The following is a 19,179-nucleotide window of genomic DNA, read 5'->3' on the forward strand; positions in this document are numbered from 1 at the left end:
AGCGAGAGTCAGACTAAAAATTATCTCAATACTCCGGCTGGTTTGGCAACTGAATAAAATCGCCGGACAATAAAGGGAGGATTGATGTCGTACCCGACTCTCAAATCGGTACCCCTTGTATGCTAAATCCGTCCTCACGTCAAACACCTGAAACGTGTTTAGCATGAAAAACCTGCTTAACGTACTGCCAGAATCCGTGGCGTAATAAAGACAACCAGTTCACGGCGTTCATTATCTTTCCCGTCGCGGCGAAACAGACGCCCCAGCACCGGGATATCGCCAAGCAGCGGGACGCTGTCGCGGGCGGTTTTGTTTTTCTGCGAAAAGATGCCGCCCAATGCCAGGGTCTCGCCGCTGCGGACTTCCACCAGGGTCTCGATCTCCTGTTTATCAATGGCCAGCGCCTCGCCGTTATCCTGCTTCAGCACCTGGCCTGGCGTGTTCTCGCTTATTCGCAGCTTCAACCGCACTCTCCCCTGCTGCAGCACCGTCGGCGTCACCTCCATGCCCAGCACCGCCTCTTTAAACTCCACCGACGTGGCGCCGCTTTCACCGCTGGAGACCTGATAGGGGATCTCGCTCCCCTGCTTGATGCTGGCGGGCTGCATATGGGAGGCGAGCAAACGAGGACTGGCGATAATCTCGACCTGCTGCTTGCGCTCCAGCGCGGAAAGCTCCAGCTCAAGCAAGCGCCCGTTAATTTTGCCGATGTTAAAGCCTGCGCGGGTGCTGGCATCGTTGACCGACACATCGCTGCTTAGGGTGGTGATGTGCCCGGATCCCGGGGTGCTTTCAGCCTCCGCCAGCCGCCACTTCACCCCCAGTTCACGCAGGCTGGTTTCGCTCATCGACACGATATGGGCGGCCAGCTCCACCTGTCCGACCGGCAGATCCATCTCCTGCGCCCAGGCCTTCAGCGCCGGCAGATGCCGCGCATCATCGCGGATCAGCAGCCGATTGGTCCGCTTGTCCGCCATCAGGTTTCCCCGGGCGCTAAGCAACTTACCGCCGCTTTTAGCCAGCTCCTCGGCATCGGCATAGTGCAGCGTCACGCTCTCCGCCAGCAGCGGCAGGTTCTGCAGACGTTTCGCCTGTTCAGCTTCGCGCTGCGCCAGATTGGCTTTTTGCCAGGCCTGCGTATGCGCGTAGATGACCGTCCCCTGCTGTTGCAAAGAGAGGCCTGCGCTATCCGCCACTGCCCGCAGCGCCTGGGTCCAGGGGACCTTCTGCAGGCGCAGGGAGAGCGTGCCGCTGACGTCCGGTGCGACAACGAGGTTCTTATGGTTCATTTCGGCCAGGGCTTGCAACACCTGGGCCACTGGCGCGTCGTCAACGACCAGCGAAACCGGCTTGTCATTTCGCGCGGCGACCACCGCCAGCGGTAGCAGCAGAAGCAGCAGGCTTATCCATCGCATCATCTTGTTTTCCTTCACGTTGCCAGCGCCACGCTGGCGGTTCACATCCCGGGGGCGTGACGATGTCCAGCTCGCCGGCCGTCAGCCGACTCACCCGCCAGCCCGTGGGCAATTGCTCATCCAGCCGTACCCGTCGCCACATGCCGCTTCCGTCCTGCAAAAACCCCGTCCAGCCTGCGCCATCGCCGGCCGCGCCGCCATAGCGCCATTGCGACAGCTGCGCCGTGCGGCAAGGATCTTCAACCGGCAGGAAAGGATCGCGCCCGCCCGCCAGCAGCGACAGCGGCAACCACAGCAAAATCCAGCATTTACCGCCCATCTTCCGCCTCCAGCTGCAGCCGCATGCGCAGCGCCTGCCCCTCGCGCTCCAGCGAGAACGAACGCGGGTTCATCCCGCAGCGCGCCAGCCATGAGAACAGGGCGGGTACCGTCGGCCAGGGGAGAGACAGCGCCATCTCACCGCCGCTCCCCTGCGGATGCCAGGCGATTAGCTTCGCGCCGGCGAGCGGAATGGCGATGGGCGAGAACGGCTGCTTGTCGATGCGTTCCTCGGAACTTTCACCGGCGGGGATGCGCAGCGCCATGATCCGCCGCCACTGCGTTTGCAGAGCGCCATCGCGGGACAGCGCCGCCAGCGGCGGGCGGGCATCGCGCCAGAGCGCCACGCCGCCCCCCATCAGCCCCATCGCGAGCAGGATCAACAGCCCCGCCCGGGTGCGCCGGGTGTTAATCCGCATCGGCGCGCGCTCCCGACAGGGTAAAACTGAACCGCCAGCGCCCCTCGGCGTCGCGCTGCGTTCCGCCGGCTTTAGCCGGCGCGAATCCCGCGACGCTGGCCAGAGCAGCCTCCACCCGGGCCAGCGCCTGCAGGTTGAGGGCCAGACCATCCAGCGTCAGGCGCGCCCCCTGGTACTCCAGCCGCGTCAGCCATGCCTGAGCGGGCAGGCCTGCCGCGAGCGCCATTAGTCGGGGTTGCCAGGCGGCGATCGTCGATCTGCGCTGGCGCTGCTCGCGCTGGCGTTGATGCTGCTGCCATGCCTCGCGCATCGCCTGTTCGCGCTGTTTGAGCGAGGCGAGCAACGCTGCGTCGGCTGTCCTGTGGATCCTCGCCAGGGCGTCGCGCTGTAGACCCGCTGTTCGCCCCGCCTGCAGAGTCGTCCCCACCAGCAGCACGATACCGGTGGCTAACAACAGGGCGTAGCGCAGGCGCTGGCGGCGACGCAGGTCACGCCAGGGGAGAAGATTAACGACATGCGTCATGGCGCCCGCCTCCCAGCGCCAGCCCAAGGGCAATGGCGTAGCGATCGCCGTCGGCTGGCAGCGGAGGCTGCCGGCGGTGAACCACCTGCCAGACATCAAAACGACTGGCCTCGTCGCCCGCATCAGCGCACAGGCGCAGAGGAACCTGAAGTTGCCCCGCCAGCTGGCTTAAGGACCCTATCGCATCGCAGGCGTCACAGCCCCAGGCCTCCTGGGTCGCCCATAGCCAGTACTTTTCATCCCGCCACGCCAGGCCTTGCTCTGCTGCCGTCATCCAGGGGAAAAAGGCGCCGAGCGCGCTGGCATCCGGTACGATGGCCGCCACCCGCAGCCGCAGCCGCCCTGCCAGCTCCCGCAGAACATTGATATCCAGCCGCTGCGCCGCCGTCACCTGCCAGCCGTCATCCCGCGAGGTGGGCGCATAATCAATACATAGAGAGGAGGCGGGCATCGCCAGCTGCTGGGTCATGGCGCTGGCTATCCACGTCGCCTGTTCCCGCTCTCGCAGGGCGAACTGGGGATAAGGCAGGCGTTTTTGCAGCGTGCGAGCCGCGGGAAAGGCGATACTGATCTGATGCTGCGCCGGTAGCTCCCGCCGCCAGGCTGCCAGCCGTGAGCCGAGGGCGCAAACGTCCTCCACCATCCCCTGCCGCACCAGACCTGGCGGCAGCGGAATGCGCCACCAGCGGCGCAGTGCCCAGCGTGAGCGCTCATGCAGTAGCGCGACAATGGCAATGCTATCCTGTTGGATATGCATTCCGATCCGCCAGTTTCTGAAAGCCATGCTTACGATCTCCTTATCCGGCAAAACTGTCCGGCTATATCAATGCACCTGGCTTGCCTTTATACTACCGCGCGTTTGTTTATAAACTGCCCAAATAAAACTAAATGGGAAAACACCGGTGAAGTTCGTAAAGTATCTATTGATCCTTGCAGTCTGTTGCGTACTGCTGGGAGCAGGCTCGATTTTTGGCCTCTACAAATACATAGAGCCGCAACTCCCCGACGTCGCAACCCTGAAGGATGTGCGTTTGCAGATCCCGATGCAGGTCTATAGCGCCGACGGTGAGCTTATTGCGCAGTACGGCGAAAAGCGCCGTATCCCTGTAACGTTGCAGCAAATTCCCCCCGAGCTGGTGAAAGCGTTTATCGCCACCGAAGACAGTCGTTTCTATGAGCATCACGGCGTCGATCCGGTGGGTATTTTCCGCGCCGCCAGCGTGGCGATGTTCTCAGGCCACGCCTCGCAGGGCGCCAGCACCATCACCCAGCAGTTAGCGCGTAACTTCTTCCTCAGCCCCGAGAAGACGTTGATGCGTAAGATTAAAGAGGCCTTTCTGGCCATCCGCATCGAGCAGCTGCTGAACAAAGATGAAATCCTTGAGCTGTATCTGAACAAGATTTACCTCGGCTACCGCGCCTATGGCGTCGGCGCCGCGGCGCAGGTCTATTTTGGCAAACCTATCGACCAGCTGACCCTCAGCGAAATGGCGGTGATTGCCGGTCTGCCGAAAGCCCCGTCCACCTTTAACCCGCTCTATTCGATGGATCGCGCCACAGCCCGTCGCAACGTGGTGCTGTCGCGTATGCTGAGCGAGGGGTACATCACCCAGGCGCAATACGATGAAGCGCGCAGCGAACCCATCGACGCCAGCTACCACGCGCCGAAAATCGCCTTCTCAGCGCCTTATCTGAGCGAAATGGTGCGCCAGGAGATGGTGAATCGCTATGGCGAGCAGGCCTATGAAGATGGCTACCGGGTGTACACCACGATTACCCGCAAAAACCAGCAGGCGGCCCAGCAGGCGGTCCGCAATAACGTGCTGGATTACGATATGCGTCACGGCTACCGCGGCCCGGCCAGCGTGCTGTGGAAGGTCGGCGAAACGCCGTGGGAGGCGAAAAAGATCGTCGACGCCCTGAAGCGCCAGCCTGGCTTAGGCCCGCTTTCTCCTGCGGTGGTCACCTCCGCGAATGCCCAGGAGGCCGTCGCGCTGTTGGCTAACGGCGACTCCGTTTCACTGACGATGGACGGCGTGCGCTGGGCTCGTCGCTTTATCTCCGATACGCAGCAGGGAGCGACTCCGCGTAAAGTCAACGACGTCGTGCAGGCCGGGCAGCAGATCTGGGTTCGCAAAGTGGGTGACAGCTGGTGGTTGTCGCAGGTCCCGGACGTCAACTCGGCGCTGGTCTCCATTAACCCGCAAAACGGCGCGATTATTGCCCTTGTCGGTGGGTTTGACTTTAACCAGAGCAAGTTTAACCGCGCCACCCAGGCGCTGCGCCAGGTCGGCTCCAACATCAAGCCGTTCCTCTACACCGCTGCGATGGATAAAGGCTTAACTCTGGCAAGCATGCTCAACGATGTGCCAATCTCGCGCTGGGACGCCGGGGCCGGCTCCGACTGGCGGCCGAAAAACTCGCCGCCGCAGTATGCCGGTCCGATTCGTTTACGCCAGGGCCTGGGGCAGTCGAAAAACGTGGTAATGGTGCGCGCCATGCGCGCCATGGGCGTTGACTATGCCGCCGAGTATCTGCAGCGCTTTGGTTTCCCGGCGCAAAACATTGTCCACACCGAATCGCTGGCGCTGGGCTCCGCCTCCTTTACGCCTCTGCAGGTCGCCCGCGGGTATTCGGTGATGGCCAACGGCGGCTTCCTGGTCAACCCGTTCTTTATCAGTAAGATTGAGAATGATCAGGGTGGGGTCCTCTTCGAGGAGCGCCCGAAAATCGCCTGCCCGCAGTGTGATTTACCGGTGATTTACGGCGATACGCCAAAATCCAATGTGCTGGAAAACAAAGATGTGGAAGATGTCGCCACCTCGACGGAACCGCAGAATGGCAACGTGCCGCCGCAGCCGCAGCTGGAGCAGGCCAATCAGTCACTGGTGGCGCAGAGCGGCGCCCAGGAATACGCGCCGCATGTGATCAATACCCCGCTGGCCTTCCTGATCAAGAGCGCGCTGAACAGCAACATCTTTGGCGAACCGGGCTGGATGGGAACCGGCTGGCGCGCCGGACGGGATCTGCAGCGGCATGACATCGGCGGCAAAACCGGAACCACCAACAGCTCGAAGGACGCCTGGTTCTCAGGCTACGGGCCGGGCGTGGTGACCTCGGTTTGGATCGGCTTTGACGATCATCGTCGCGATCTTGGCCGGACCACCGCGTCAGGGGCGATTAAAGATCAGATCTCCGGCTACGAAGGCGGCGCCAAAAGCGCCCAGCCGGCCTGGGACAGCTTTATGAAGAGCGTGCTGGAAGGCGTTGCGGAAGAGCCGTTAACGCCGCCGCCGGGAATCGTCACGGTGAATATCGATCGCAGCACCGGTCAGCTGGCGAACGGGGGCAACAGCCGGGCGGAATACTTTATTGAGGGTACCCAGCCCACGCAGCAGGCGGTCCATGAGGTGGGCACCACCTTGACGGACGGCGGCGGTGAAACCCACGAGCTGTTCTGACAAAAAAAGCGCCTGCGGGCGCTTTTTTATTGCTGCTTAGCGTGAACGCTCGTTCAGAGTCTCCCCTGGGCCTGCAGCCATTCCCGCACTAAAAACAGCGCGCTGACGTTGCGGGCCTCGTTAAAATCTTCTTCATCCAGCAGCGACATCAGCTGCGCCAGCGGCCAGCGCACCTGCGGCAGCGGCTCGGGCTCATCGCCCGGCAGCGACTCCGGATAGAGATCTTCCGCCACCAGGATATTCATTTTGCTGGAGAAGTAAGAGGGAGCCATACTGAGCTTCTTCAGGAACGTCAGCTTATTGGCGCCGAAGCCAACCTCTTCTTTCAGCTCGCGATTGGCCGCTTCATCCACGGTTTCACCCGGATCAATCAGCCCTTTGGAGAAGCCCAGCTCGTAGGATTCCGTCCCGACGGCATACTCGCGAATCAAAATAATATGATCATCCACAATCGGCACAATCATTACCGCTTCGCGGGTGGAAGGCCGCATACGTTCATAAACGCGACGCACACCGTTGCTGAATTCCAGATCGACGCTTTCGACATTAAAGAGGCGCGAACGGGCGACAGTTTCAACATTGAGAATGGTGGGTTTTTGTAATGATTTGCTCATTGTCATCGGTCTATGCTGTGATTAAGCAGTCATTGTGCGATACGCAACACGCTTTCGGCAATCCAAATCGCCACTTATTTACAGAGTTGTAACCTTTTCCCTGCAAAGGTGAAAGTAATAAAGATAAAAAAGTCAATAGCTTGAATTCTGTTTGAGAATTTACCGATTTCTGCGCTTTAACGTTTTTGGTAAGCTTATACACTGCTGCATGACATATTCACTACCCTGCAAGCAGGTGCGCCGCTAACACTGCAGCTTGACGTTAGTCTTCACGTTCACCGACGATTTCGTAAGAAAAATATAACTATGATGGGATGGGCATGGGCACCTTTCTGATATTCCTTACAGCTCTGCTAATCTGCGTATTGCTCATTGGATGGTGGTATCGCACGCACGCCAGACGCCGCCGGCTCCCCCTACTGCACGCCTTTAGCGATGCCACCACGCGGCCGCTCCCTGCCGATGAGCGCCAGGCCATCGAAAAGTATCTTGCCGAACTGAGCCGCGCCCAGCAGGTGCCCGCGTCCGGCGCCACCAGCGCGCCCGTCGCTCTGGCGCTAAACGAACAGAGCGATACCGTCTATGGGTTGACGCGAGCCATCACCCGCTACGGGATCACCACCGACGCGCCGAATAAATGGCGCTATTTTCTCGATTCGGTGGAGGTACATCTGCCGCCGTTCTGGGAACAGCATATCAACGATGAAAACAGCGTCGAGCTGATCCCCACCGACAGCCTGCCGCTGGTTATCACCCTTAACGGTCATACCCTGAGCGACTATCGTCAGGAAGCGCAAAGCTACGCTCTGGAACGCGCCTCGGCCACCCAGGCCTCGATTCGCGGCGAAGAGAGCGAACAGGTAGAGCTGCGGCAGATCCGGCGGGAAAGCCCGGAAGAGCACGCCCTGAATCGCCCGGACGGTCTGCGGGAAGCGATCCTGATCGTCGCCTCTTTCCTGGTCTTTTATTTCAGCCTGATTGGGCCAGCCGTCTTTACCCCGTGGCTGGTGGCCGCCGGTTTGCTGCTGCTCGCCGCCGGCCTGTGGGGGATCTATGCCCCGCCGCGCCGCGCCGCGCTGCGCGAAATCCACTGCCTGCGCGGCGTCCCGAAGCGCTGGGGGCTGTTCGGCGAAAACGATCAGGAACATATCAATAATATCTCGCTGGGCATTATCGATCTCATCTATCCGCGCCACTGGCAGCCCTGGATCGCCCAGGACCTCGGACAGCAGACCGATATTGATATCTATCTCAACCGCCATGTGGCCCGTCAGGGACGCTACTTGTCGCTTCATGATGAAGTGAAAAATTTCCCGCTGCAGTACTGGCTGCGCAGCGCGATTATCGCCGCCGGCGCCCTGGTGGTGGTGATCATGCTATGGGCCAGCGTACCGCTGAATATGCCGTTTAAGTTCACCCTGTCGTGGCTGAAGGGGGCGCAGACGATTGAAGCCACGACCGTCAGCCAGCTGGAAAAGGCCCATGTGCGCATTGGCGATACGCTGCGCCTGACCGGTACCGGGATGTGCAACATCCGCACGCCGGGCAGTTGGACGGCCAAAGAGGATTCGCCGTTCCTGCCTTTCGATTGTTCGCAGATTGTGTGGAACGATGCCCCTCCTCTGCCGCTGCCGGAGTCTGACATTGTCAGCAAAGCGACCGCCCTGATGGAGTCCGTCCAGCGTCAGCTGCACCCGGAAACCGACGACGACTCCCGCGTCAGCCCGGCGCTGCGCTCCGCCATTCAGAAATCTGGCATGGTGCTGCTGGATGATTTCGGCGATATCGTTCAGAAAACCAACGATCTCTGCTCGGCAAAAGATGATTGCCTGCGCCTGAAGAATGCGCTGGTTAATCTCGGCAATACCCGTAACTGGGAGACCTTAACCAAGCGCGCGTCCGCCGGGAAACTGGATGGCGTGAACGTGCTCCTGCGACCAGTCAGCGCCGAGTCGCTGGAGAATCTGGTGACCACCTCAACCGCCCCCTTTGTAATGCGTGAAACCTCGCGAGCGGCGCAGGCGCTCAACAGCCCGGCCCCGGGCGGCTTCCTCATCGCCAGCGACGAGGGCAGCGTGCTGGTCAATCAGCCGTGGCCGGCGGTAAGCCTGTATGATTACCCGGCGCATGAGCAATGGGGCGAACTGCGGCGGCTGGCCGGTATGCTGATGCATACTCCCTTCCATGCCGAAGGGATCGTCACCAATCTGTTTACTGACGCCAACGGCACCCAGCATATCAACCTGCACCGCATTCCCGACCGCAGCGGCCTGTGGCGCTATCTGGGCATCACTCTTCTGCTGCTGTCGATGGTGGGATGCATGGCTTACCACGGCGTGCAGGCGCTGCGTCGTTATCAACGCCATCGCCAGCGTATGGAAGAGATTCAGAAATATTACGAAAGCTGCCTGAACCCGGTGCTGCTCCCCTCGTCTGACCCGCAAGATTAATTTCCCCGGCGGCAGGGTGTGATACCCTGTCGCCCATTTCCCGCTCGCTGGAGAGTCATCATGCATTTTGATATCGCCTGGCAGGAGGTCGATACCGTTCTGCTGGATATGGACGGCACGCTCCTGGATCTCGCTTTCGATAACTATTTCTGGCAAACGCTGGTGCCGGAAACCTGGGGGGCCGCCCGCGGCCTCAATCTGCAACAGGCGAAAGAGGCCATGCACCAGGAGTATCATGCCGTGCAGCATACGCTAAACTGGTACTGTCTGGATTACTGGAGCGAGCGCCTGGGTTTGGATATTTGTGCGATGACCAGCGAACAGGGTCCGCGCGCCACGCTGCGTGAGGATACCGTGCCGTTCCTTGATGCGCTCAAGGCCAGCGGTAAGCGACGTATTCTGTTGACCAATGCCCATCCCCACAATCTGGCGGTGAAACTCAAACACACCGGCCTGGATGCGCACCTTGATTTATTACTTTCCACCCACACATTTGGTTATCCGAAAGAGGATCAGCGTCTGTGGCGCGCCGTGGCGGAGGAAACCGGCCTTGAGGCGCATAAAACGCTGTTTGTCGACGACAGCGAGGCGATTCTGGATGCCGCGAGGGAGTTTGGCATTCGCTACTGCCTGGGCATTACCAATCCCGACTCCGGGCTGGCGGAAAAGCAGTATCTGCGCCATCCGGGGCTGAATGATTACCGACGACTGATCCCTTCGCTTACCCCGAAGGAGAGGCGATGAAAGAGAAGCCTGCCGAAACCGTCAGACTGGATAAATGGCTTTGGGCCGCCCGCTTTTACAAGACCCGCGCGCTGGCGCGGGAGATGATTGAAGGCGGCAAGGTGCATTACAACGGACAACGCAGCAAACCAGGGAAAATCGTCGAACTGGACGCCATGCTGACGCTGCGTCAGGGCAACGACGAGCGGACGGTGCGCATCGTCGGTATCACCGAGCAGCGCCGCCCGGCAAGCGAAGCCGTCACCCTGTATGAAGAGACGGCGGAGAGTATCGAGAAGCGTGAAAAAATGGCCCTGGCGCGCAAAATGAACGCCCTGACCATGCCGCACCCTGACAGACGTCCGGACAAGAAAGAGCGCCGCGACCTGATGAGATTTAAACACGGCGAGAGTGAGTAACTCGCGCCAGAAAGAGAGATGATTATGACTCAACACGATCAATTACATCGTTATCTGTTTGAAAACTATGCCGTGCGCGGCGAGCTGGTGACGGTGTCGGAAACCTTGGAACAGATACTGGCGAATCACACTTATCCCCAGCCGGTGAAAACGGTGCTGGCGGAGCTGCTGGTCGCCACCAGTCTGCTGACTGCGACCCTGAAGTTTGCCGGCGACATTACCGTGCAGCTGCAGGGCGATGGGCCTTTACAGCTGGCGGTGATCAACGGCAATAACCAGCAGCAGCTGCGCGGCGTCGCGCGCGTGCAGGGCGAGATTGCGGACGATGCGGATCTAAAAGCGATGGTCGGCAACGGTTATCTGGTCATTACCATCTCCCCGGAAGAGGGTGAGCGCTATCAGGGCGTGGTCGGTCTGGAAGGCGATACGCTGGCCGCCTGCCTGGAAGATTACTTCCAGCGTTCAGAGCAGCTGCCGACGCGCCTTATCATCCGCACCAGCGAACATGAAGGCCAGCCGATGGCGGGCGGGATGCTGCTGCAGGTGATGCCGGCCCAGGATGCCCAGACTGCCGACTTTGAGCACCTGGCGACGCTCACCGAGACCATCAAGGCGGAAGAGCTGTTCACCCTGCCGGCGAACGATGTGCTGTGGCGTCTGTACCATGAAGAAGAAGTCACGGTCTACGATCCGCAAAGCGTGGAGTTCAAGTGCACCTGCTCCCGCGAACGCTGCGCCGGCGCGCTGAAGACGCTGCCGGACGAAGAGATAGATAGCATCCTTGCCGACGAAGGCGAGATTGATATGCACTGCGACTACTGCGGTAACCACTATATCTTCAACGCCATGGACATCGCCGAGATCCGTAACAACGCCTCTCCGGCCGACCCGCAGGTCCATTAATCCTCACTTCTTCTTCAGGCACCGGGCGGCGATGTGGTTTGTCGCCCGGTGCCTGACTTTTATTTATTCACGAGTTGAATCGATTCTCGCTGAAAGAGTTACGTAATTTTATTCCAGGAAAGCGATTACATTCACATTTCAGCAGTTTTTTTAATTACTTTTTAACCATTGAGAAACATCTAACCCCACCATCCGGCCATTTCCTGAGATAATCCACTTCACTTCGTGACAGGAGTCACCGTTTTATTCGTCATTCTGCGGAATGTCGAGATACGTAAATCTATGAGCCTGGTCGCGGTCAATACCCGGTAATAAACCCTACAATTTACAGCAGTACATCTTGGCTAAGGAGCAGTGACATGCGCGTTAATCATGGTTTAACCCCGCAGGATCTCAAGGCTTATGGTATCAATGACGTTCAGGATATCGTCCACAACCCCAGCTACGACATGTTGTTTCAGGAAGAGCTCGACCCCAACCTGGAAGGCTACGAACGTGGCGTATTAACCAGTCTGGGTGCTATCGCCGTCGACACGGGCATTTTTACCGGTCGTTCTCCGAAAGATAAGTACCTCGTGCGCGACGACACCACCCGCGATACCGTCTGGTGGTCCGATAAAGGCAAGGGTAAAAACGACAACAAGCCGCTTTCGCAGGAAACCTGGCAGCATCTGAAAGGGCTGGTGACACAGCAGCTGTCCGGTAAACGCCTGTTTATCGTCGACGCCTTCTGCGGCGCTAACGCCGATACCCGTCTCAGCGTACGTTTCATTACCGAAGTGGCCTGGCAGGCGCACTTCGTGAAGAACATGTTCATTCGCCCGAGCGACGAAGAGCTGGCGGAATTCGCGCCCGACTTCATCGTGATGAACGGCGCGAAGTGCACCAACCCGCAGTGGAAAGAGCAGGGCCTGAATTCGGAAAACTTCATCGCTTTCAACCTCACCGAGCGCATTCAGCTGATCGGCGGCACCTGGTACGGCGGCGAAATGAAGAAAGGGATGTTCTCGATCATGAACTACCTGCTGCCGCTGAAGGGCATCGCCTCCATGCACTGTTCTGCCAACGTCGGCGAGAAAGGCGATGTCGCCATTTTCTTCGGCCTCTCAGGCACCGGCAAAACCACCCTTTCCACCGATCCGAAACGCCGCCTGATTGGCGATGACGAACATGGCTGGGATGACGATGGGGTGTTTAACTTCGAAGGGGGCTGCTACGCCAAGACCATCAAGCTCTCTGAAGCGGCCGAGCCGGATATCTATCACGCCATCCGCCGCAACGCCCTGCTGGAAAACGTGGTGGTGCGCGCCGACGGCACAATCGATTTCGATGACGGTTCAAAAACCGAAAACACCCGCGTCTCCTACCCCATCGACCATATCGATAATATCGTCAAACCGGTCTCCAAAGCGGGTCACGCCACCAAAGTGATCTTCCTGACGGCCGATGCGTTCGGCGTACTGCCGCCGGTCTCCCGCCTGACCGCCGATCAGACGCAGTACCATTTCCTGTCCGGGTTTACCGCCAAACTGGCCGGCACCGAGCGCGGCGTGACCGAACCCACGCCAACCTTCTCCGCCTGCTTCGGCGCCGCCTTCCTGTCGCTGCATCCGACGCAGTACGCCGAAGTGCTGGTCAAACGTATGCAGGCGGCTGGCGCGCAGGCTTATCTGGTCAATACCGGCTGGAACGGCACCGGCAAGCGCATCTCGATTAAAGATACCCGCGCCATCATCGACGCCATCCTCAATGGCTCGCTGGACAACGCGGAGACCTTTACCCTGCCGATGTTTAATCTGCAGATCCCGACGGCGCTCCCGGGTGTCGATACCCAGATCCTCGATCCGCGCAGCACCTATGGTTCCCCGGAGCAGTGGCAGGAAAAAGCCGACCAGCTGGCGAAGCTGTTTATTGAGAACTTTGAGAAGTATACCGATACGCCAGCGGGCGCCGCGCTGGTGGCGGCAGGGCCGCAGCGCTAACGGACGCAGAGATGAAAAAGCCGGGCTTGCCCGGCTTTTTATTGCGCAACGTTTTGACCAGCCAACCGCGGGCGCGATCAGCTCTCTTTGGCCGGTTTCATCGGCGTCAGCGCCCGGTGCACCGGCAGCCAGGCGCGGATCAGTAACCCGCCGCGTTCGCTGGAGCCAATCTCCAGCCGGCCGTTGTGATTGTCGATAATACGCTGAACAATCGCCAGCCCCAGCCCGGTTCCGCTGGTGCTGCGGGCGCTGTCGCCGCGCACAAACGGCTGAAACAGGTGCTCCCGCTGCTCAGGTTTAATCCCCGGTCCGTCATCTTCAACCTGGAACCACGCCCGGCTCGCTTCGCTGCCGCTGCTGACCTTGATCCAGCCATTGCCATAGCGGGCCGCGTTGACCACCATATTCGCCAGCGCGCGCTTGATAGACAGAGGATGCATGCGTACCGGAATTTCGCCGGCCTGCAGGGCGGTGGCGATCTCCCGCTCATAGCCGCTCTCCGCAGCGATCACTTCCCCCAGCACCGCATTCAGATCCGCCAGCTCCAGCGGCATCTCCTGCCCGGTGCGCAGGTAGTCGATAAACTGCTCGATGATGGCGTTGCACTCTTCGATATCTTTGTTGATCGACTCCGCGAGATAGCCGTCCTGCTCGCCCATCATCTCGGTGGCCAGACGAATGCGGGTCAGCGGAGTACGTAAATCATGGCTGACCCCGGCCATCAGCAGCGTACGGTCGTCGGCCAGCTGCTTCACGCCCGCGGCCATGTGGTTGAAGGCGCGGGTCACCGATCGCACCTCAGAGGCGCCGTACTCGCGCAGCGGCGGCGGGATAATGCCGCGCCCAACCTGCAGCGCCGCATGCTCCAGATCCACCAGCGGGCGGTTCTGAATTCGGATAAACAGCCAGGCGCCGCCTATCGCCAGCAGCATGATCGCCAGGGTATAGCGGAACAGCGGCGAGAAGTCGCCCTGATGGATCTCGGTCAGCGGCACCCGCACCCAGATATTGGGCGACAGCCAGGTCTTCAGCCACACCACGGGGGAGCTTTTATTGACCTCCACCCGCACCTCAGTGGGGCCGCCAAGTTGATGAGCCATCTGCTGGCTCAAGAATTCATAATGCTGCGCCCAGCGCAGGCCTGCGTCTTCCGCCGCTTCATTGGAATAGAGCGAAATCCCCAGCTCGCGATAAATTTCACGACGAAACGCCGGGGGCACCACCAGTTGGGTGCCATCCTCCAGCTGCAGCTTATCGGTCATCAGCATACGCACTTCGTAGGCCAATACTTTATTAAACTGCTGGAGGCTCGGCAGGATCGCGAAATTCAGTACCACCAGATAGGTCGTCACCAGGCTGACGAACAGCAAGGTGACGATCAGGAGCAGCGTGCGAGCAAAGGAGCTGCGCGGCGAAAAGCGCACGCGTTTCATGCCTTAGAGCCGTCCGGGACGAAGACGTAGCCCAGACCCCAGACGGTCTGGATATAGCGCGGATGCGCCGGGTCCTCTTCCACCATGCGGCGCAGGCGGGAGATCTGTACGTCGATGGAACGCTCCATCGCAGAGTATTCGCGGCCGCGAGCGAGGTTCATTAACTTATCGCGCGACAGCGGCTCACGAGGATGGCTCACCAGCGCCTTCAGGACCGCGAACTCGCCGCTGGTCAACGGCATCGGCTCGTCTTCACGGAACATTTCGCGGGTGCCCAGGTTCAGTTTGAATTTACCAAAGGCGATAACCGCCTCTTCCTGCGACGGCGCGCCCGGCAGCTCGTTCGCCTGACGGCGCAGCACCGCGCGGATGCGGGCCAGCAGTTCGCGCGGGTTGAACGGCTTCGGAATATAGTCGTCAGCCCCAATCTCCAGGCCCACGATCCGATCGACCTCTTCGCCTTTCGCCGTCACCATAATGATCGGCATCGGGTTGCTCTGGCTGCGCAGACGGCGGCAAATCGAGAGACCATCTTCCCCGGGCAGCATCAGATCCAGCACCATCAGGTGGAAGGATTCGCGGGTTAACAGACGATCCATCTGTTCGGCGTTCGCCACGCTACGAACCTGGAAGCCCTGCTCGGTCAGATAACGTTCGAGCAGCGCACGCAGGCGCATGTCGTCATCCACAACCAGAATCTTATAATTCTCTTGCATTGTTTGTACTCCCAAAGGTTCACTGCAATAGTCAGTGCGTATTCTCAAAAAAGCCCGGCGCGCTCACCAGCTAAATCTGGTATACATTCCAGGCTAAATTGTTACAAAGCATATTTAACAGCAGGTTAAGTATACATTTAATCATAAGACACAGTATTTATCCTGTCGGTATTATTGCGCGCTACAAATTGTGCGCAACGACAGACTGTCAGAAGGTTGAACTCACGATGAAAACGCCGCTGATCACCCGCGAGGGATATGAAAAACTGAAGCAGGAGATGGACTACCTGTGGCGCCAGGAGCGCCCGGAAGTGACCAAAAAGGTGACCTGGGCCGCCAGCCTTGGCGACCGCAGCGAGAACGCGGATTACCAGTACAACAAAAAGCGCCTGCGCGAGATCGATCGCCGGGTCCGCTATCTGACCAAATGTCTGGAACAGTTAAAGATCGTCGATTACTCCCCGCAGCAGGAGGGCAAAGTCTTCTTCGGCGCCTGGGTAGAAATTGAAAACGATGAAGGCGATATCAAGCGCTTTCGCATCGTCGGTTACGATGAAATTTTTGGCCGCAAAGACTATATCTCCATCGACTCGCCGATGGCGCGCGCGCTGTTAAAAAAAGAGGTCGGCGATCTGGCCATCGTTAACACGCCGGCGGGGGAAGCCAGCTGGTATGTCAACGAGATCGAATACGTAAAATAGACAAGAACTTTCCGAGAGACGCCGGGCGCGGCTGGCATTTTCAGCCGCCAGTCCGTATAACTAGTCCCTGTTTTTTGACCCTAAAGATGAATTAAAAGCCATGATGAATGATTCGCTCTGCCGCATTATTGCGGGTGAACTTCAGGCCAGAGCCGAACAGGTAGAAGCTGCCGTTCGCCTGCTTGATGAAGGGAACACCGTGCCGTTTATTGCACGATATCGTAAAGAAGTCACCGGCGGTCTGGATGACACGCAGCTGCGTAATCTGGAAACCCGCCTCGGCTACCTGCGCGAACTCGAAGACCGTCGTCAGGCGATCCTCAAATCCATCGCTGAACAGGGCAAACTGACCGACGCGCTGGAAAAAGCCATCAATACCACGCTCAGCAAAACCGAACTGGAAGACCTCTACCTGCCGTACAAGCCGAAGCGCCGTACCCGCGGACAGATCGCCATCGAAGCCGGGCTGGAGCCGCTGGCTGACCTGCTGTGGAACGAACCGTCCCACGATCCGGAAACGGAAGCCGCAAAATATATTGACGCCGATAAAGGCGTGGCCGACAGCAAAGCGGCGCTGGATGGCGCGCGCTATATTCTGATGGAGCGTTTTGCCGAAGACGCCGCGCTGCTGGCGAAGGTCCGTGACTATCTGTGGAAAAACGCCCACCTGGTCTCCACCGTCGTCAGCGGCAAAGAAGAGGAAGGCGCCAAATTCCGCGACTACTTCGATCACCACGAACCGATCGCCGCCGTGCCGTCGCATCGCGCGCTGGCGATGTTCCGCGGCCGCAACGAAGGCGTTCTGCAGCTCTCTTTAAACGCCGACCCGCAGTTTGACGAGCCGCCGAAAGAGAGCCACGGCGAGCAGATTATTATCGACCACCTGGGCCTGCGCCTGAACAACGCCCCGGCGGACAGCTGGCGTAAAGGCGTCGTCAGCTGGACCTGGCGGATCAAAGTCCTGATGCACCTCGAAACCGAGCTGATGGGCACCGTGCGCGAGCGCGCCGAAGACGAAGCCATTAACGTCTTCGCCCGCAACCTGCACGACCTGCTGATGGCGGCGCCCGCCGGGCTGCGCGCCACCATGGGCCTTGACCCGGGCCTGCGCACCGGGGTGAAAGTGGCCGTGGTTGACGGTACCGGCAAACTGGTGGCGACGGACACCATTTACCCCCACACCGGCCAGGCTGCCAAAGCGGCCGTCGCCGTCGCCGCGCTGTGTGAGAAATACAACGTTGAGCTGGTGGCCATCGGCAACGGTACCGCCTCGCGTGAAACCGAGCGTTTCTTCCTCGACGTGCAGAAGCAGTTCCCGAAGGTCACCGCCCAGAAGGTGATCGTCAGCGAAGCCGGGGCTTCCGTTTACTCCGCCTCCGAGCTGGCGGCGCAGGAGTTCCCGGACCTCGACGTGTCGCTGCGCGGCGCGGTCTCCATCGCCCGCCGTCTGCAGGATCCTCTGGCCGAGCTGGTGAAAATCGACCCGAAATCCATCGGCGTCGGTCAGTATCAGCATGATGTCAGCCAGACCCAGCTGGCGCGTAAGCTGGACGCGGTGGTGGAAGACTGCGTGAACGCCGTCGGCGTTGACCTGAACACCGCCTCCGTGCCGCTGCTGACCCGCGTTGCCGGCCTGACCCGCATGATGGCGCAGAACATCGTCGCCTGGCGCGACGAGAATGGCCAGTTCCAGAACCGTCAGCAGCTGCTGAAGGTCAGCCGTCTGGGGCCGAAAGCCTTTGAACAGTGCGCCGGCTTCCTGCGTATCAACCACGGCGACAACCCGCTGGACGCCTCCACCGTTCACCCGGAAGCCTATCCGGTGGTCGAGCGCATTCTGGCGGCGACTCAGCAGGCGCTGAAAGATCTGATGGGCAACAGCAGCGAGCTGCGCCACCTGAAGGCCGTGGATTTCACCGATGAGAAGTTCGGTGTACCGACCGTTACCGACATCATCAAAGAGCTGGAAAAACCGGGCCGCGATCCGCGTCCGGAATTTAAGACGGCGAAGTTCGCCGACGGCGTAGAGACCATGAACGATCTGCTGCCGGGGATGATTCTGGAAGGGGCCGTCACCAACGTCACCAACTTCGGCGCGTTTGTCGATATCGGCGTCCATCAGGACGGACTGGTCCACATTTCGTCGCTTTCTGACAAGTTTGTTGAAGATCCGCACACCGTGGTGAAAGCGGGCGACATCGTGAAGGTCAAGGTCATGGAAGTCGATCTGCCGCGTAAGCGTATCGCCCTGACCATGCGTCTCGACGAGCAGCCGGGCGACAGCAACGCCCGCCGCGGCGGCGGTCAGGATCGCCCGCAGGGCAATCGCCCGGCCGCGAAAGCCGCCAAACCCCGCGGTCGCGACGCGCAGCCTGCCGGCAACAGCGCGATGATGGATGCCCTCGCCGCGGCGATGGGTAAAAAACGCTAATCCCTCCCTGCCCCTTTTCAGGGGCAGTTTTCCTTTTCATTGTCACTGCCCTATAGCCGCCTTTTCGCGCAAAAGGCTCTCAGTTATTTCTGATAACCTGCATTTATTCCACGCCGGGCAGATAGCGAAATTAATATTTTCATTTCGTTAACTTAAGAAACCTTAATTAAACATTAGAGCGACAAAATAATATTTCGCATATTTTCGATCACAGGCGGACTTTGCGGCATATCAATAAAAAGGTGAATTTCACTTTAAAAATGGCATAAAGCGTATCATATGTATTGATGATAAAAACCATTCTCATTATCATCGCTTGCAGAATGTTTTTTCTTTTTCGTTGGCTACGGTCCCCGGCGCAACTGCCTCCAGGCGTCCGGAAAATTCTTCTTCGGTTAGCGATAGACAAGTAGGCCCTATGCAATTCACACCTGATAGTGCGTGGAAAATTACCGGATTTTCCCGCGATATTAGCCCAGCATACCGTCAGAAATTGCTCTCCCTCGGCATGCTGCCCGGATCCTCTTTTCATGTGGTGCGCGTGGCGCCGCTCGGCGATCCTGTTCATATTGAAACCCGACGCGTCAGTCTGGTATTACGCAAAAAAGATCTCGCCTTAATCGAACTGGAAGCGGTTGCACAATAACGGCTGACCCGGCACAAGAGTTTGA

Annotated in this window: 17 protein-coding genes; 9 read left to right on the forward strand and 8 right to left on the reverse strand. The window is 59.3% G+C overall.

Going from position 1 to position 19,179, the window contains the following annotated elements; genetic code table 11:
- Positions 1 to 176: 176 nt before the first annotated feature.
- The 5 genes from hofQ to ACOI6Z_RS16870 are packed head-to-tail and all read right to left on the reverse strand — an operon-like array spanning position 177 to position 3,459.
- A complete protein-coding gene (gene hofQ / locus ACOI6Z_RS16850; RefSeq protein WP_032429004.1) occupies positions 177 to 1,418 on the reverse strand; it encodes a DNA uptake porin HofQ in 1,242 nt (413 codons plus the stop codon).
- The gene (locus ACOI6Z_RS16855) at positions 1,354 to 1,734 is read right to left on the reverse strand and encodes a HofP DNA utilization family protein (RefSeq protein ID WP_050533988.1); all 381 of its coding nucleotides are present in this window, start codon (positions 1,732 to 1,734) and stop codon (positions 1,354 to 1,356) included. Before ACOI6Z_RS16855 ends, hofQ begins: the two co-directional genes overlap by 65 nt.
- Complete coding sequence (locus ACOI6Z_RS16860) at positions 1,724 to 2,152, reverse strand: hypothetical protein (RefSeq protein ID WP_049013527.1); 429 nt, start codon at positions 2,150 to 2,152, stop codon at positions 1,724 to 1,726. The genes ACOI6Z_RS16855 and ACOI6Z_RS16860 overlap by 11 nt, the downstream gene beginning before the upstream one ends.
- Positions 2,142 to 2,675, reverse strand: coding sequence for a PilN domain-containing protein (locus tag ACOI6Z_RS16865; protein WP_050533989.1), 534 nt, complete (start codon positions 2,673 to 2,675; stop codon positions 2,142 to 2,144). The genes ACOI6Z_RS16860 and ACOI6Z_RS16865 overlap by 11 nt, the downstream gene beginning before the upstream one ends.
- Positions 2,659 to 3,459, reverse strand: a complete 801-nt coding sequence (locus ACOI6Z_RS16870; protein WP_420687456.1) for a pilus assembly protein — start codon at positions 3,457 to 3,459, stop codon at positions 2,659 to 2,661. Before ACOI6Z_RS16870 ends, ACOI6Z_RS16865 begins: the two co-directional genes overlap by 17 nt.
- A 118-nt stretch (positions 3,460 to 3,577) precedes the next feature.
- Here ACOI6Z_RS16870 and mrcA point away from each other — a divergent pair, with 118 nt between their 5' ends.
- Positions 3,578 to 6,136, forward strand: coding sequence for a peptidoglycan glycosyltransferase/peptidoglycan DD-transpeptidase MrcA (mrcA, locus tag ACOI6Z_RS16875; RefSeq protein ID WP_032454231.1), 2,559 nt, complete (start codon positions 3,578 to 3,580; stop codon positions 6,134 to 6,136).
- 53 nt (positions 6,137 to 6,189) lie between these two features.
- On the opposite strand, the gene nudE is transcribed toward mrcA, so the two are convergent.
- Positions 6,190 to 6,750: an ADP compounds hydrolase NudE gene (nudE, locus tag ACOI6Z_RS16880; protein ID WP_004202164.1), complete on the reverse strand. Its 561-nt coding sequence runs from the start codon at positions 6,748 to 6,750 to the stop codon at positions 6,190 to 6,192.
- 320 nt (positions 6,751 to 7,070) lie between these two features.
- Between nudE and ACOI6Z_RS16885 the strand changes: the two genes are divergently transcribed.
- The 5 genes from ACOI6Z_RS16885 to pckA all read left to right on the forward strand — a co-directional run bounded on the left by ACOI6Z_RS16885 (position 7,071) and on the right by pckA (position 13,227).
- Positions 7,071 to 9,200: an intracellular growth attenuator family protein gene (locus tag ACOI6Z_RS16885; protein WP_065812629.1), complete on the forward strand. Its 2,130-nt coding sequence runs from the start codon at positions 7,071 to 7,073 to the stop codon at positions 9,198 to 9,200.
- A 60-nt stretch (positions 9,201 to 9,260) separates the two neighbouring features.
- Complete coding sequence (gene yrfG, locus ACOI6Z_RS16890; protein ID WP_004202162.1) at positions 9,261 to 9,944, forward strand: GMP/IMP nucleotidase; 684 nt, start codon at positions 9,261 to 9,263, stop codon at positions 9,942 to 9,944.
- Complete coding sequence (gene hslR, locus ACOI6Z_RS16895) at positions 9,941 to 10,342, forward strand: ribosome-associated heat shock protein Hsp15 (protein WP_023291201.1); 402 nt, start codon at positions 9,941 to 9,943, stop codon at positions 10,340 to 10,342. The genes yrfG and hslR overlap by 4 nt, the downstream gene beginning before the upstream one ends.
- Positions 10,343 to 10,360: 18 nt before the next feature.
- Positions 10,361 to 11,245, forward strand: a complete 885-nt coding sequence (hslO, locus tag ACOI6Z_RS16900) for an Hsp33 family molecular chaperone HslO (protein ID WP_074423625.1) — start codon at positions 10,361 to 10,363, stop codon at positions 11,243 to 11,245.
- 359 nt (positions 11,246 to 11,604) lie between these two features.
- Entirely contained in the window at positions 11,605 to 13,227 is a 1,623-nt protein-coding gene (pckA, locus tag ACOI6Z_RS16905; RefSeq protein ID WP_023291202.1) for a phosphoenolpyruvate carboxykinase (ATP), read from the forward strand.
- Between the two features lie 77 nt (positions 13,228 to 13,304).
- Here the strand turns inward: pckA and envZ are convergent, their stop codons facing one another.
- Both envZ and ompR read right to left on the reverse strand, forming a co-directional pair.
- The gene (envZ, locus tag ACOI6Z_RS16910; RefSeq protein ID WP_044524966.1) at positions 13,305 to 14,660 is read right to left on the reverse strand and encodes a two-component system sensor histidine kinase EnvZ; all 1,356 of its coding nucleotides are present in this window, start codon (positions 14,658 to 14,660) and stop codon (positions 13,305 to 13,307) included.
- The gene (gene ompR, locus ACOI6Z_RS16915; RefSeq protein WP_001157751.1) at positions 14,657 to 15,376 is read right to left on the reverse strand and encodes a two-component system response regulator OmpR; all 720 of its coding nucleotides are present in this window, start codon (positions 15,374 to 15,376) and stop codon (positions 14,657 to 14,659) included. The genes envZ and ompR overlap by 4 nt, the downstream gene beginning before the upstream one ends.
- A gap of 227 nt (positions 15,377 to 15,603) precedes the next feature.
- Between ompR and greB the strand changes: the two genes are divergently transcribed.
- The 3 genes from greB to feoA all read left to right on the forward strand — a co-directional run bounded on the left by greB (position 15,604) and on the right by feoA (position 19,154).
- Complete coding sequence (gene greB / locus ACOI6Z_RS16920) at positions 15,604 to 16,077, forward strand: transcription elongation factor GreB (protein ID WP_002920503.1); 474 nt, start codon at positions 15,604 to 15,606, stop codon at positions 16,075 to 16,077.
- A gap of 100 nt (positions 16,078 to 16,177) precedes the next feature.
- Positions 16,178 to 18,508: a Tex family protein gene (locus ACOI6Z_RS16925; RefSeq protein WP_065812630.1), complete on the forward strand. Its 2,331-nt coding sequence runs from the start codon at positions 16,178 to 16,180 to the stop codon at positions 18,506 to 18,508.
- A 418-nt stretch (positions 18,509 to 18,926) separates the two neighbouring features.
- The gene (gene feoA / locus ACOI6Z_RS16930; RefSeq protein ID WP_002920506.1) at positions 18,927 to 19,154 is read left to right on the forward strand and encodes a ferrous iron transporter A; all 228 of its coding nucleotides are present in this window, start codon (positions 18,927 to 18,929) and stop codon (positions 19,152 to 19,154) included.
- Positions 19,155 to 19,179 lie beyond the last annotated feature (25 nt).

The organism is Klebsiella sp. C239 (assembly GCF_048822715.1).
Classification (GTDB): domain Bacteria; phylum Pseudomonadota; class Gammaproteobacteria; order Enterobacterales; family Enterobacteriaceae; genus Klebsiella; species Klebsiella quasipneumoniae.

What these genes read in the sequence shown, in the direction of transcription:
- hofQ (WP_032429004.1), bottom strand. Translation starts at nt 1,418, where the DNA reads ATGATGCGATGGATAAGCCTGCTGCTTCTGCTGCTACCGCTGGCGGTG.
- ACOI6Z_RS16855 (WP_050533988.1), bottom strand. Translation starts at nt 1,734, where the DNA reads ATGGGCGGTAAATGCTGGATTTTGCTGTGGTTGCCGCTGTCGCTGCTG.
- ACOI6Z_RS16860 (WP_049013527.1), bottom strand. Translation starts at nt 2,152, where the DNA reads ATGCGGATTAACACCCGGCGCACCCGGGCGGGGCTGTTGATCCTGCTC.
- ACOI6Z_RS16865 (WP_050533989.1), bottom strand. Translation starts at nt 2,675, where the DNA reads ATGACGCATGTCGTTAATCTTCTCCCCTGGCGTGACCTGCGTCGCCGC.
- ACOI6Z_RS16870 (WP_420687456.1), bottom strand. Translation starts at nt 3,459, where the DNA reads ATGGCTTTCAGAAACTGGCGGATCGGAATGCATATCCAACAGGATAGC.
- nudE (WP_004202164.1), bottom strand. Translation starts at nt 6,750, where the DNA reads ATGAGCAAATCATTACAAAAACCCACCATTCTCAATGTTGAAACTGTC.
- ACOI6Z_RS16885 (WP_065812629.1), top strand. Translation starts at nt 7,071, where the DNA reads ATGGGCACCTTTCTGATATTCCTTACAGCTCTGCTAATCTGCGTATTG.
- yrfG (WP_004202162.1), top strand. Translation starts at nt 9,261, where the DNA reads ATGCATTTTGATATCGCCTGGCAGGAGGTCGATACCGTTCTGCTGGAT.
- hslR (WP_023291201.1), top strand. Translation starts at nt 9,941, where the DNA reads ATGAAAGAGAAGCCTGCCGAAACCGTCAGACTGGATAAATGGCTTTGG.
- hslO (WP_074423625.1), top strand. Translation starts at nt 10,361, where the DNA reads ATGATTATGACTCAACACGATCAATTACATCGTTATCTGTTTGAAAAC.
- pckA (WP_023291202.1), top strand. Translation starts at nt 11,605, where the DNA reads ATGCGCGTTAATCATGGTTTAACCCCGCAGGATCTCAAGGCTTATGGT.
- envZ (WP_044524966.1), bottom strand. Translation starts at nt 14,660, where the DNA reads ATGAAACGCGTGCGCTTTTCGCCGCGCAGCTCCTTTGCTCGCACGCTG.
- ompR (WP_001157751.1), bottom strand. Translation starts at nt 15,376, where the DNA reads ATGCAAGAGAATTATAAGATTCTGGTTGTGGATGACGACATGCGCCTG.
- greB (WP_002920503.1), top strand. Translation starts at nt 15,604, where the DNA reads ATGAAAACGCCGCTGATCACCCGCGAGGGATATGAAAAACTGAAGCAG.
- ACOI6Z_RS16925 (WP_065812630.1), top strand. Translation starts at nt 16,178, where the DNA reads ATGATGAATGATTCGCTCTGCCGCATTATTGCGGGTGAACTTCAGGCC.
- feoA (WP_002920506.1), top strand. Translation starts at nt 18,927, where the DNA reads ATGCAATTCACACCTGATAGTGCGTGGAAAATTACCGGATTTTCCCGC.